This is a genomic window from Acinetobacter pittii, assembly GCF_034067285.1.
In the GTDB taxonomy this organism is placed as follows: domain Bacteria; phylum Pseudomonadota; class Gammaproteobacteria; order Pseudomonadales; family Moraxellaceae; genus Acinetobacter; species Acinetobacter pittii_E.
Map to the genome: position 1 here is coordinate 3,168,534 of NZ_CP139286.1, position 13,398 is coordinate 3,181,931.

Consider the following 13,398-nt stretch of genomic DNA (forward strand, 5'->3'; position numbering starts at 1 on the left):
TTGTTTTTCAATCAAAATTCAAATGGAACCAATATGATTGGCGCATTGATGCTGGATATCGCCGGCACAGAACTTACTCAAGAAGATATTGAACTATTACGCGCTCCGCAAGTCGGTGGCATGATTTTATTTGCACGAAATATTGAATCTCCACAACAAGTGCGTGCTTTAACCGACCATATGCGTCAAATTCGTCCCGATATTTTGATTGCTGTCGACCAAGAAGGTGGTCGAGTTCAGCGCCTAAAATCAGGTTTCACTCTATTACCAGCTATGGGCCGTTTCGGAGAGTTGTATTTAACCCAACCTCAAAAAGCACTTGAGCTGGCTGAAAAATGTGGCTGGCTCATGGCAACCGAAGTACTTGCTGTCGGTATCGATTTTAGTTTTGCACCCGTTTTAGATCTTAATGCAATTAGTGACGTGATTGGCGACCGTGGTTTCTCTAAAAATATTGAGGATATCGCACCACTTGCTGGCGCGTTTATGCAAGGCATGAAAAAAGCTGGAATGGCAAACACGGGCAAACACTTCCCAGGCCACGGTTCTGTAAAAGCTGACTCTCATGTAGCAGCTGCAATCGACAGCCGTAGCTATGATGAAATTTATAACCATGATATGCAAAGCTTCATTAAGCTTATGCCTCAGCTTGATGCGCTCATGCCAGCACATGTGATTTATGATCAAGTTGACCCAAATCCGGCAGGTTTTTCCCCTTTCTGGATTCAAGAAGTTCTCCGTAATCGCTTGAAGTTTAATGGCGTACTTTTCTCTGATGACTTAAGCATGCAGGCTGCTTGCGTAGCAGGCGGTGCAGATGCACGTATTCAAGCCGCTCTAGCAGCTGGTTGTGATATGGGACTCGTGTGTAATGACCGAAGTGCAGCCTGCACAGCACTTGAAGGTATTACAGATTTAGAGCTACCAAACCAAGAACGTTTAGAACGCATGCGTGGAAAAATTCCACAAATTCAGATTGGTGAAACTTTATCGCTTGGAAATGAGTGGCAAGCTGTCAAAACCGCCATTGAAGAGTTTAAGAATTCGATCTAAATTGAGTCAAACCTATATTTGACTGATGGTCTCGATCATCAGTCAAACCACACAAAAACAATAAATCGAGTTCAGGACGAATGACACAACAACTTTCAAAACACCGCCACATCTCTTTTACTGCCCACTATACGGGGTATATCTGGTATCAAATGGGGATTTCTCATGAAGCACTTGCCACAACCAAAGGTAAATCACTAGCGTATTTGGTTCATCCAATAGAATCTTGGGCTGAGAAATATGTCGGCGGTAGCATGCGTACGACACTCAAACAACGCCACACCATGCTTGATCATCACTTAGAACAACTCATTCAAGAAAATCCTGATCTACAAGTTTTAGAAATAGCATGTGGGTTATCGCCACGTGGCTGGTGGTTTAGACAGCATTACCCTTCGATTACCTATCGAGAGCTTGATTTACCCGATATGGCACAAACCAAACAAAATGCATTACAGCAAATTGAAAAAAATGCACCTGAAGTTTTATCAGTTGATTTATTTACAGAAGCTTTTGCACAAGCATTTGAAGTATTTGACCCAAACCGCCCTCTGGTGGTAATTAGTGAAGGCCTGATTAACTATTTTGATAAAGATTTATTAAAACAACTGATTCAATCAATTGCGCACTATGGTTCGTCTTTTAAAAAGTTTCATTATTTAACTGACCTATACCCTGAACCAGTTAAAAACAAACTTGCGAGCATTATCTGGAACAGCAGTAAGTTACTTAAACTCATGTCTAGAAGCTCTTTTAGCTTTCATTTTAAAAGCCCACAAGAGGTTAAGGACTTTTTTAAAGACACGGAGTTTCAACAGGTGAATGTGAAACAACCACAAATTTTCTTTGGACAAATTTCCTCTGATGCTCATGAGCAACATTTGGGTGATTTGGTCTGGACTATTCACGCGCAAATAAAATAATAAATATAAAAAATGGAAGCTCGACGTAAACGAGCTTCCATCTATAACTATCATGATTAAACTGCTTGTTTTTGACGAGCAATAAAACGGCTTAAACGATCAGCAAGTTCAAAACTACCATGTTTAAATAAAGCTCGAATACCCTGCTCGGTACTTTCAAAAATCAAGCACTCAATTGCAAAATGACCTTCTTCATCTTCTAAATGCAGTGCCAAATCACGTGGATGATCATTCACAAAATCAAGCTGCGAAACATCACCAATTTTTAAATACATACCAAAGAATGTGACATCAACAATTGTCACAGGTACTTGCACATCACTCTCTCGGTGAGTCAGTTGAGTATTTGGCTGCAAAACTCGAACTCGCTCTTCCCCACGGCGTTCCATGTTTTGCATTTGTTCACGCGTCATAGGAATAATACCATCCAGATGCTGGATAGATTCACCTTTCAAAAATGAAGTGAACAAACTCATGGTTTCTTTACGACGCTGGAGCTGCGGTACATGATCTGCATTTGCGATCAATGCAAATTCCATATCTGGGCATTGCAACGCAAAGTTCGCATTTTCATGAGGCAAAGTAAAACTGTCGTATTGCCCTGCTGCAACCAACGTTTTGCACTCTGGAATAGGCACATCCGTTAAACGCAAAAGACGATTACAGTTAATCTCATAACGTTCTCGCTCAGTACCCGTAAACTCAGCCATTTGCCTAAAAAATAATTTCTTGGCTGTCGGTGACATACGGGTTTTATCTAATTTTGCATGGTTAACTAAATACAAAATTACAGCTTGCCCAAACTCTTCCATGCGGTTTTCTTGCATGAGTTTGAGCGACTCTTCCAAAATCATTCGCCAACTTTTACGAGTCTTTTGCATGACACCCATCAAGATCATACGATCCATCAAATCTGGGCGGTGATGAGCAAAACAAGAGGCAATGACTGAGCCCAAGGACATTCCCATGACAGAAACTTTTTGTATTCCAACGATATCTAACCAACGTCCTAACATTTCAGATAAATCAGGCAGCTCTAAAGTACCTGCAGATACTCCTGTGTCGCGATTGGTAATTTGCTGATTTGCACCCATCGAAGGTAAATCGATTAAAATAACCGGACCACTTTCAAATAATTGTTCAACACAATATTTATAAGAATTAAAATTCTGGAAAGCACCGCCCACAATCACAATTGGCGTATTGTGAATCGTTTTTGGATCGGCAATTGCCATATATTCAATTTTCCAGCCGTCAATCCATGTTGTACGAGCAGGTCGTTTAAAACTATCTCTATGGTAGATATCGAAAAAGCCAAAACCGGCATAAGCTTGGTTGATCTCCGAATCCATTTGAATAATGGAATTCATATCCTTGCTTCCTCCTTGCTGTAATTTTTTTATGCTGCAAGAGTTCCTTCTTGAACACGTAATCTTTTATGCACAAATCTTTAAAATTTGTATTTGTTTGTATTGCACAATAACATTCTAAACAATTGTCTGAAATATACGCAATCGCTGAATTGACCGCTCATCCTGTTTAAGCCGCTAATAGTTTGCAAAATATTTAAATGTTTTTTTATAGCGGTCACATTTTTGAAAAAAAGCCATTCATTGTTCCGCATTTGACTGCTACTATCGTAGTCATTGGTAAATGATTAAAAAATGCTATGCAAGATTCAATTGAACAATATATGCAAAAAGTTGGGCAACAAGCACGCGAGGCTTCTCGTGTCCTCACAAGTGCTTCTACCTCACTAAAAAATCATGCGCTCTCTGCTATTTATACTGCTTTAGAAAATAATCAGGCAGCTATTTTGGCAGCGAATCAAATCGACATGGATAAAGGTCGTAGCAACCAGCTCGACAGCGCCCTGCTTGATCGTCTTGAGCTTACACCTGCACGCATTAAAGGCATGTTGCAAGGTTTAAAAGACGTGATTGCACTTGTCGATCCTATTGGGGAAATTACTGATCTTGCATATCGCCCCACAGGCATTCAAATTGGAAAAATGCGTGTACCTTTAGGTGTCGTTGGTATGATTTACGAATCACGTCCAAACGTAACCCTTGAAGCTGCATCTTTAGCGATTAAATCAGGCAATGCCATTATTTTACGTGGTGGTTCAGAAGCACTTGAGTCAAATAAAGCAATCGCAGAAGCGATTAAACATGGCTTAAAAGTTGCTGGTTTACCTGAACATTCAGTACAAGTCATTGAAACCACTGACCGTGCAGCTGTTGGTCAGCTTATTACCATGGCTGAATATGTAGATGTCATTGTTCCACGTGGTGGCAAAAGCTTAATTGAGCGCGTAACCAATGAAGCTCGTATTCCTGTCATTAAACATCTTGATGGTAACTGCCACGTATTCGTTGAAGCGCAGGCAGACCTGCAAAAAGCATTACCAATTACTTTAAATGCCAAAACACATCGTTATGGCGTTTGTAATGCGATGGAAACCTTGCTGGTTGATGAAAAAATTGCAGACGTTTTCTTACCGCACATTGCTGAACTGTATGCAGAAAAACAAGTTGAGTTACGTGGCTGTCCAGAAACACGCCGCATTTTGGGTGCCTCTGTAAAACCTGCGACAGAAGAAGATTGGTACACCGAATATTTAGGGCCAATTCTTGCAGTTAAAGTAGTGAGCGGGATTGATGAAGCAATTGACCATATCAACAAATATGGTTCACATCATACCGATGCAATTGTGACTGAAAACTACACTTTAGCTCGTCAGTTCTTGGCTCGTGTAGATTCAAGCTCAGTCGTAATTAATGCATCAACTCGTTTTGCTGATGGTTTCGAATATGGCTTAGGTGCTGAAATTGGTATCTCCACCGATAAAATCCATGCCCGCGGCCCAGTTGGTTTAGAAGGCTTAACTTCACAAAAATGGATTGTGTTAGGTGACGGACAAATTCGCCAATAATTAAATCTATTAGTTCAAATAAAAACGCCTGATCAATTTCAGGCGTTTTTATTACTCAAGTTATGAGTCACTATAAAAAACCAGCCCGCAAGCTGGTTTTTATTCATATATTTATTAGAAAATAAAGTCCGTATTCACAAATTTAGAATAGTGCTCAGACACCATAGAAGCCAACATGCCCTTACTGTCATCTGTCTGTTTAGCAGCAATCATTGAACGGATCGAGAATGCTCGAAGCGCATCATGCACTGACAATGTACCTTCCGCAGAATCTTTACGACCACCAAATGGGAACACATCAGGGCCGCGCTGACATTGACAGTTGATGTTCACACGACAGACCTGATGAACCAGCGGATCAACCAAGTGACCAATTTGCTCAGGGTCGCTACCAAAAATACTCACCTGCTGACCATGATCAGAAGTAGTGACATAGTCCAGCACAGTTTCAATGTCGTCATAAACAGAAACTGGTATCACTGGACCAAACTGTTCTTCGCGATACAGCCTCATCCCCTCAGTCACTGGATAAACTACGGCTGGATAGAACATCGTTTTGCAGAATTCACCGCCTTCCGGATTAACTACTTTTGCCCCTTTAGCCACAGCATCTTCAATGACTTCAGTCATGTAGGTCGTACGATGCATACCTGGTAACGGAGTAATAAACACACCTTTTTCCCAAGGCATCCCCACTTTAAGTTTAGCCAGTTCAGCCGTTAAGCGGTTAACAAACTCATCGGCTATTGAGCGATGTACCATCAACATTTTGAGTGCTGTACAACGCTGACCATTAAACGACAATGCACCCAACAAACACTCTTTCACTGTTAGATCCAAGTCGGCATCTGGCAGAATAATGGCTGCATTCTTCGCATCCAGCCCCAAAATCGCACGCAGACGGTGAGATTTAGGATGTTGCTTCTTCAAATGATCAGCTACTTTACTAGAACCAATCAGCGCCAGTACATTAATTTGCCCAGATGCCAGTAGATGGGGTACCACTAGAGAGCCTGGTGCATAAATGGTATTGATCACACCTTTTGGAAATGAATCGCGGAATGCTTCAAGTAACGGTTCAAACAACAAGGTCCCAAATTGAGGTGGTTTAAAAATGATGGTATTACCCATCAGCATGGCCGGGATCAGAGTCGCAAAGGTTTCGTTCAGCGGGTAATTGTATGGTCCCATACACAGCACGACACCTAGTGGAGTACGACGGATTTGACCAATCGTACCTTCAGCCATGACAAAGCGAGAGTTGGCATTATCCAAATCTTTCAAAGCATCAATCGTTTGACGCATGTAGGTAATTGTACGGTCAAACTCTTTTTCTGAATCCGCCAAGCTTTTGCCAATTTCCCACATGATCAACTTAATAATCAGATCTCGTTGCTCTACCATGCGCTGAATAAAATTTTGCATGCAGGCAATGCGCTCACTCACCTTCATCATTGGCCATTCGCCACGACCATTATTGTAAGCTCGTACCGCTGCTTCTAGTGCTTCATCGCTTTCTTTTTCACCCATGACTGGATAACTACCAAGTTCAACTTGCTGTAGGCTACCGTCAGGCTGCTGAATCCAGATTGGAGATAATGTTTTCTTGGTAGCACCAGCCCATAGCTTCAATTCACCATCCACTAATGAGACACGCTGATGAATTTGGGAGGGTAGACGCACACTTTCAGGAATACTGTCCACTACTGGGAATTTATGCTGTAGATTATTTAACTGATTCATTCTTCTTAATACCTTATTATTCGTATGTCTTTTATATATTCCCGAACTTTCCACTGTAATTAGGTTTTATTCGGGTCAATATCACTATTATTATCCGTACTCACCTTGCTTGAACCGTTAACCACAAGGTGAATATCTTAAAGCATTGATAAATTTTCTAGATGAATTTACCCCCGACACACACTATCAGTCACCCCTAGCTTTTGGATGACTTGTTCAATGATCTGTTCTGGTGTGAGAGCAATATCAATAGCAATTGCTTCATTCACATCAGGTTCCTCTAATGTGTCTAGCTGTGTTTGTAGCAACGCTGGGTCAAAAAAATGACCTGATCTTTCTGCAAGTCGTTGCTGTAATAACTCATAAGAACCTTTTAAGTAGACAAACTTAACATTCTGGTCCTGCCCTCTTAAAATATCGCGATACATCCGCTTTAAAGATGAGCATGTAAATACAGCCGTTTCACCATCTCTCTGTTTGGTTTCAATGACCTGACGAATTGCTTGTAACCATGGCAAGCGGTCTTCATCAGTTAAGGGAATGCCTTGACTCATCTTACTTTTATTTGCAGCTGAATGAAGCGTATCGCCATCAAGGAACTCACAAGCCAAACGCTCTGATAACAATTCACCAATTAGGGTTTTACCTGTTCCACAGACACCCATTGCAATCACAATCATGGATTACTCACCTTTAATTATAAAATAGTGCTAAGCAGTAGCGTGAAAGATAAACCCAACACCGAAATGATCGTTTCTAATACTGACCAAGTCTTGAGTGTCTGACCTACTGTCATACCAAAATATTCTTTGATTAACCAGAATCCTGCGTCATTTACATGTGAGAAAACTAATGAACCTGAACCTGTGGCAAGTACCAAAAGTTCTGGTCTAACCGCAACACCTGCTGTTGCTGCAATTGGAGCTACAATGCTACAAGCTGTAGCCATGGCAACCGTTGCCGACCCTGTTGCCAAACGAATTAATGCCGCAACGAACCAGCCCAACAATAACGGCGATAAATTTGCCTTCAAAGCTGTAGAAACAATCTCATTAGAAATACCGGTGTCACGCAAAATGCCGCCAAAACCACCACCAGCACCTACAATCAACATAATCCCAGCAATAGAAGCTAAACATCCGCCACAGAATTTTTCAATTTGTTCACGGTTAAAGCCCTGCATCGTACCGAAAGTAATAAAGCTGACCAATACTGCAATGAGCAATGCAATATCAGAAGTACCGATGAAACGTAGCAAGTCGTTTGCGAAAGTTTGTGGTGCAAAGAAAAGATCTGCCCAGCTACCGATCAACATCAATACAACCGGCAACATGATCGTAAATAAGGTAATACCAAAACTTGGTAATTCACGTGTCTTACTAGCATCTGCTTCAACAAACTGCTTTGCTAAAGGATTATTTTCAGGCAATTTGACGTATTTATTGATCCAAAGTGCATACAATGGCCCAGCGACAATAGCTGTTGGCACACCCACTATCAAACTATAAGCAATCGTTTTACCGATATCAGCATGATAAGCCTGTACTGCCAACAATGCAGCTGGATGTGGTGGAATTAAGCCATGCACAACCGACAAGCCTGCAACCATTGGCAAACCCACGACCAGTAAGGATTTGCCTGTTCGCTTCGCAATGTTGAATGCAATTGGAATGAGTAGAACGAAACCAACTTCGAAAAATACGGGAAGCCCAACAATAAGGGCAATAAACATCATGGCCCAGTGAATATTTTTCTCACCAAACCATTTAATTAGAGTAATCGCTATTCGCTCAGCGCCACCCGACTCAGCCATCATTTTGCCGAGCATCGTTCCTAATGCGATTACAATCGCAAGGTGGCCTAGGGTTTTACCAGTACCAGCTTCATATGACTTAACAATATCGCCCATTGGCATGCCAACAGCTAAAGCTAAACCAAGTGAAACAATAATGAGAACCAGAAATGGATAAATTCTAAACTTCGCGATCATGACCACTAAAGCAATAATCGCGATTACAGTGTAGATCAGTAACATGCCACCCTGAACCGTCTCCATGGGACACTTCTCCTTGGAATAATTATTTAGGCACACTGCCTAAACAAAGGTCTTCAACCACAGTAATTCCTACTGTTAAGACATTAACTTTTTATATTTAGGTGTGACCAGCACAAACTGGTCACATCAATACAGCCTTTAAAGCACATAAAATGCACTTCATTTTTTATAAATATCGACTACATCTACAGTGCTCTCAACTGACTCGCAATTTGTGCCAAGCGAGTAATTTCAGCCCAGTCTTGTGCAGCTACAGTAGCTTTAGGTGTTAACCATGAACCACCTACACAAACCACGTTAGGTTGCTTTAAGAAATCCGGTGCTGACTCTGCAGTAATTCCGCCAGTCGGACAAAAGCGTAAGTTTGGAAATGGACCATAAAATGCTTTTAGCATCTCAACGCCACCTGCCTGTTGAGCGGGGAAGAACTTTACAATGTCATAACCCAATTCAATTGCCTGAATCAGGTCACTTGGTGTCATCACACCAGGCAACAGAGGTAAGCCAGCATCTTGTGCAGCCAAATGTAAATCTTTAGTTAAACCAGGAGATACACCAAATTGAGCACCTGCTTTTTTAGCTTGAGCGCAATGTTCTGGTTTAGTAATCGTACCTACACCGACCACAATATCATCTGCCAACTGGCTTGCACGCTCAATAGCAGCAAGACCAGCAGCGGTACGTAACGTAATCTCAAGGACTTTTACACCACCTGCATGTAAAGCACGTGATACATCCTCACCTTGCTCAGCAGAATCAAATGCCAATACGGGAATGACTGGTCCTAATTTGACGATATCTTCAATTTTAATCATTATTTTTCAGTTCCTTTGATTCAAATCTGCTCTGGTGAATTTTCACCAACCAATGCACCAAATACAGATGCCCCATGTTCAGCTGGCGCAGCAGCAGCACGGAAAACACCAAATAATTCACGGCCAAAGCCAACTTCGTTTTCTGCCTGATGTTCTGGCTGTGCAACAGGTCGTGACCGCCATACATCGTCATCTATTTCAACATCGAGCACGCCAGCCTCAGCATCAATGATTAACATATCCCCTGTTTGAACTTTAGCAATCGGCCCATTTAATAAGGCTTCTGGAGATAAATGAATCACCGCAGGAACTTTACCTGAAGCACCAGACATACGACCATCAGTCACTAAAGCCACGTGGAAACCTTGATCTTGTAAAACACCTAACACAGGCGTCAAACGATGCAATTCAGGCATACCATTTGCACGAGCACCTTGGAAACGAACAACTGCAATAAAGTCTCGGTGTAACTCACCACGATCAAACGCAGCTTGCACCGCTTCTTGTGAATCAAACACAATTGCTGGTGCTTTAACTTTACGATGTTCTGGCGCAACAGCAGAAATCTTGATTACGCCACGGCCAAGACGGCCTTGCATTAAGCGCAAGCCACCATCTGGTTGAAACGGCGCATCAATACTACGTAAAACTTTGTCATCAAGACTCTGAACCACACCATCAACCCAAGTCAACTTGCCATCAATCAGTTTTGGTTCTTTGGTGTAATGGTGCAAGCCTTTACCAGCCACTGTGGTTACGTCGTTATGCAATAAACCAGCTTCAAGTAAGTTACGAATGAGGAAAGCTACCCCACCCGCAGCTTGGAAATGGTTTACATCAGCCTTACCATTTGGATAGATTTTTGCAAGCAATGGAACAACAGCAGACAACTCATCAAAGTCGTCCCAGTCAATTAAGATGCCAGCAGCACGTGCAATCGCAATCAGATGCAAAGTATGGTTGGTTGAACCACCGGTCGCGAGCAATGCCACGATGCCATTGATAATGGCTTTTTCATCAATCACATGACCAATCGGCGTATAGTTTCCGCGCTCAACTGTTAAATCCAGTACACGAATCGCAGCTTCTGCGGTAAGTGCATCACGTAATGGTGTGTGAGGATGTACAAATGCGGCACTTGGCAAATGTAAGCCCATGACTTCCATTAGCATCTGGTTACTGTTGGCTGTACCGTAAAAAGTACAAGTCCCTTGTCCGTGATAAGCAGCTGACTCAGCTTCTAGCAAAGCATCTCTGCCAACCTGACCCGTTGCAAATTGCTGACGAATTTTAGCTTTCTCATCGTTAGATAACCCACTGGTCATTGGGCCGGCTGGCACAAAAATAGTAGGCAAATAACCAAACTGCAAAGCACCAATCAGTAAGCCTGGCACAATCTTGTCGCAAACACCTAGACACAGTGCTGCGTCAAACATGTTATGAGACAACGCAATTGCGGTACTCATCGCAATAGTTTCACGAGAAAACAATGACAGTTCCATACCAGCATTACCTTGGGTAATACCGTCACACATCGCAGGGACACCACCTGCAAACTGTGCCACGCCACCATTCTCACGAGCAGCTGTTTTAATTAAATCCGGAAATGTTTTATAAGGTGCATGTGCCGAAAGCATTTCGTTATATGAAGATACGATGCCAATATTTGGCTCACGACCTACTTTAATAATTAATTTTTCATTATCGTCCATGCTGGCAAAACCATGAGCCAGATTGGCACATGAAAGTGCTCCACGAGCAGGAAATTTGCCTTGTGCATGTTCAATACGTTGTAAATATGCAGAACGAGTTTTTTGACTACGTGCGATTACACGCTCGGTAACTTTTGCCAATATAGGGTTCGGCAAGTCCATGCTGGACGCTCCTGTACAACCGGATAAGCCGGAATATAAAAATAGACCAAATGATATATTTCTTATAATCATTTGAAAAAGAATGAACAATATTATTCAGGCAAAAAGCGACATGCAACCCCAATCAATATAGCTGTAATAGCCTCAGCACAAGCTTTAAAGGCCCAGCAAGCTTATATTTTAGACAAAATACTTATTAATATTTAGGTATATTTACACGCAAACCAAATCTTAAAAAATACGGTAAAATTATCGCAATATCAATATAATGAAATACATTCAACCATATATAGATAATGGTCTTTTCATACTAATTCTTAGCACTTATAAAACTATATCTAGTAGTTTTTAATTCTCTTAAATTTGATTCAAACTTAATTTCACTTACGTATATTATTTGTAATATATGCTTAAAATTTAATTTAAAGAGATAATCCACCTATTCAATAAACGATTGGTCCTTAGCATTTACTTGCCCTATTTTATTTGAATTTATTCTTCATAAATATAAACAAAAAACTCGTTTCTACGTATATAAAGAAACAAGAAACACATGGTTAAGTTTTATACTGACCGAATATTAGTTATAAATAATTTGATGGTCGATAGTGCTTAAGTCTAATGGGCTAAAGTCTATCTTGGACAGAAAAACAACACATGTTAAAACATGATAGCCCGTTCAATCTGTATCAAAAAATAATACATCTTGAACAGGAAGTTAGGAAAACTATTTTAAATCAGGACTTGGGTATTTCAACGTGGCTACATCAGTATTAGTTATCAATTGCGGCTCTTCATCAATTAAATACGCACTAGTTTCAGAGCGTCGTGAAGACCGTATTTACGGGTTAGCAGAAAACTTAGGGGCAGCTGATGCTCGTATTAAGGGGATTACAGTCGGTGGTGAACCACTTGAACTTTCAATTCCTTATGCTGACCATGCCAAAGCTTTAGAAACTTTACTTGCACGTCTTGCTAACTATAAACCGCAAGCAATCGGTCACCGTGTCGTACACGGCGGTAGCTTAACCAAAGCAGAATTACTCACTCCTGAAATTATTGAACGTATTCGTGCTGCGACACCTTTAGCACCACTTCATAACCCAGCACATTTAATTGGTATTGACGCAACTGTACGCCTATTTCCTGAATTACCTCAAGTTGCTGTATTCGACACAGCATTTCATCAAACCATGCCACCGCATGCATATCGTTATGCAATTCCTAAGTTTTTATATACTGACCACAACGTCCGCCGTTATGGCTTCCATGGTACAAGCCATGCTTATGTGTCTGATAAAGCGAGTGAGCTGGCAGGTAACCTGAAAAAAGGTGGATGGTTAACAGCCCATCTAGGAAATGGTAGTTCAACTTGCGCAGTATGGAATGGACAAAGTGTTGACACCTCTATGGGCCTTACTCCACTTGAAGGTGTGGTGATGGGGACGCGTAGTGGTGACGTTGATCCAAGCTTACATAGCTTCCTTGCGAAAAACCTCGGTTGGGACTTAGCAAAAATTGATAAGGTTTTAAATAACGAAAGTGGCTTACTAGGCTTATCACAACTATCTAATGACATGCGCACAGTGATTGAAGCTGCCGAAAATGGCAATGAAGATGCCGCTCTTGCAATCGAAGTCTTTAGCTATCGCCTTGCAAAATCACTTGCAGCCTTAAGCTGTGGTTTACCAACATTAGACGGCTTAATCTTCACTGGTGGTATTGGTGAGAACTCAGCCTATATTCGTGAAAAAACCTTAGCGTATTTACCTCATTTTGGTTTGCAGCTTGATAAAGATCAAAACAACAACCTAAAACGTGGCACTGAAGGACGAATCGACAATGGAACAGGGCCTCAAATTTGGGTCATTCCTACAGATGAAGAAGGCCGTATTGCCAAAGAAACTCGTCAAGTTGTTGAGGCAGCAGAAAATACAGCATCTGTAGCAAGCCTTGCTTAATTAGAGCTTAGCTAAAACTCGATATTCGTTTATTTATA

11 protein-coding genes are annotated in these 13,398 nt (G+C 41.4%); 5 read left to right on the plus strand and 6 right to left on the minus strand.

Features of this window, described 5'->3' with window-relative positions; genetic code table 11:
* Positions 1–33: 33 nt before the first annotated feature.
* Together nagZ and SOI81_RS14960 are read left to right on the plus strand one after the other, a co-directional pair.
* Positions 34–1,053 (plus strand): beta-N-acetylhexosaminidase, encoded by a 1,020-nt coding sequence (gene nagZ / locus SOI81_RS14955; RefSeq protein ID WP_239974848.1) that lies wholly within the window; start codon positions 34–36, stop codon positions 1,051–1,053.
* An 80-nt stretch (positions 1,054–1,133) separates the two neighbouring features.
* A complete protein-coding gene (locus tag SOI81_RS14960) occupies positions 1,134–1,976 on the plus strand; it encodes a class I SAM-dependent methyltransferase (protein WP_320540952.1) in 843 nt (280 codons plus the stop codon).
* A gap of 56 nt (positions 1,977–2,032) precedes the next feature.
* Here the strand turns inward: SOI81_RS14960 and SOI81_RS14965 are convergent, their stop codons facing one another.
* Positions 2,033–3,346 carry an alpha/beta hydrolase gene (locus SOI81_RS14965; RefSeq protein ID WP_320540953.1) on the minus strand — a complete coding sequence of 438 codons (1,314 nt, stop codon included), beginning with the start codon at positions 3,344–3,346 and terminating at the stop codon, positions 2,033–2,035.
* A 299-nt stretch (positions 3,347–3,645) separates the two neighbouring features.
* Between SOI81_RS14965 and proA the strand changes: the two genes are divergently transcribed.
* Positions 3,646–4,911, plus strand: a complete 1,266-nt coding sequence (gene proA / locus SOI81_RS14970; protein WP_016142250.1) for a glutamate-5-semialdehyde dehydrogenase — start codon at positions 3,646–3,648, stop codon at positions 4,909–4,911.
* A 114-nt stretch (positions 4,912–5,025) separates the two neighbouring features.
* On the opposite strand, the gene gapN is transcribed toward proA, so the two are convergent.
* The 5 genes from gapN to edd form a co-directional block, all read right to left on the minus strand.
* The gene (gapN, locus tag SOI81_RS14975; protein WP_320540954.1) at positions 5,026–6,654 is read right to left on the minus strand and encodes an NADP-dependent glyceraldehyde-3-phosphate dehydrogenase; all 1,629 of its coding nucleotides are present in this window, start codon (positions 6,652–6,654) and stop codon (positions 5,026–5,028) included.
* Between the two features lie 167 nt (positions 6,655–6,821).
* Entirely contained in the window at positions 6,822–7,334 is a 513-nt protein-coding gene (gene idnK / locus SOI81_RS14980; RefSeq protein ID WP_009390752.1) for a gluconokinase, read from the minus strand.
* A gap of 17 nt (positions 7,335–7,351) precedes the next feature.
* Positions 7,352–8,710 (minus strand): gluconate:H+ symporter, encoded by a 1,359-nt coding sequence (gntT, locus tag SOI81_RS14985; RefSeq protein WP_016142252.1) that lies wholly within the window; start codon positions 8,708–8,710, stop codon positions 7,352–7,354.
* A 185-nt stretch (positions 8,711–8,895) separates the two neighbouring features.
* Positions 8,896–9,525, minus strand: coding sequence for a bifunctional 4-hydroxy-2-oxoglutarate aldolase/2-dehydro-3-deoxy-phosphogluconate aldolase (eda, locus tag SOI81_RS14990; RefSeq protein ID WP_009390833.1), 630 nt, complete (start codon positions 9,523–9,525; stop codon positions 8,896–8,898).
* Positions 9,526–9,545: 20 nt separating this feature from the next.
* Positions 9,546–11,399: a phosphogluconate dehydratase gene (edd, locus tag SOI81_RS14995; RefSeq protein ID WP_239974857.1), complete on the minus strand. Its 1,854-nt coding sequence runs from the start codon at positions 11,397–11,399 to the stop codon at positions 9,546–9,548.
* A gap of 657 nt (positions 11,400–12,056) precedes the next feature.
* On the opposite strand from edd, the gene SOI81_RS15000 reads away from it, so the two are divergent.
* Together SOI81_RS15000 and ackA are read left to right on the plus strand one after the other, a co-directional pair.
* Complete coding sequence (locus tag SOI81_RS15000) at positions 12,057–12,176, plus strand: hypothetical protein (RefSeq protein WP_080649515.1); 120 nt, start codon at positions 12,057–12,059, stop codon at positions 12,174–12,176.
* On the plus strand, positions 12,158–13,360 hold the full coding sequence (ackA, locus tag SOI81_RS15005; protein WP_182003074.1) for an acetate/propionate family kinase: 1,203 nt from the start codon (positions 12,158–12,160) through the stop codon (positions 13,358–13,360). Before SOI81_RS15000 ends, ackA begins: the two co-directional genes overlap by 19 nt.
* Positions 13,361–13,398 lie beyond the last annotated feature (38 nt).

Excerpts from the sequence above, each read along its gene's own strand:
- nagZ (WP_239974848.1), top strand. The coding sequence starts at position 34 with ATGATTGGCGCATTGATGCTGGATATCGCCGGCACAGAACTTACTCAA.
- SOI81_RS14960 (WP_320540952.1), top strand. The coding sequence starts at position 1,134 with ATGACACAACAACTTTCAAAACACCGCCACATCTCTTTTACTGCCCAC.
- SOI81_RS14965 (WP_320540953.1), bottom strand. The coding sequence starts at position 3,346 with ATGAATTCCATTATTCAAATGGATTCGGAGATCAACCAAGCTTATGCC.
- proA (WP_016142250.1), top strand. The coding sequence starts at position 3,646 with ATGCAAGATTCAATTGAACAATATATGCAAAAAGTTGGGCAACAAGCA.
- gapN (WP_320540954.1), bottom strand. The coding sequence starts at position 6,654 with ATGAATCAGTTAAATAATCTACAGCATAAATTCCCAGTAGTGGACAGT.
- idnK (WP_009390752.1), bottom strand. The coding sequence starts at position 7,334 with ATGATTGTGATTGCAATGGGTGTCTGTGGAACAGGTAAAACCCTAATT.
- gntT (WP_016142252.1), bottom strand. The coding sequence starts at position 8,710 with ATGGAGACGGTTCAGGGTGGCATGTTACTGATCTACACTGTAATCGCG.
- eda (WP_009390833.1), bottom strand. The coding sequence starts at position 9,525 with ATGATTAAAATTGAAGATATCGTCAAATTAGGACCAGTCATTCCCGTA.
- edd (WP_239974857.1), bottom strand. The coding sequence starts at position 11,399 with ATGGACTTGCCGAACCCTATATTGGCAAAAGTTACCGAGCGTGTAATC.
- SOI81_RS15000 (WP_080649515.1), top strand. The coding sequence starts at position 12,057 with ATGTTAAAACATGATAGCCCGTTCAATCTGTATCAAAAAATAATACAT.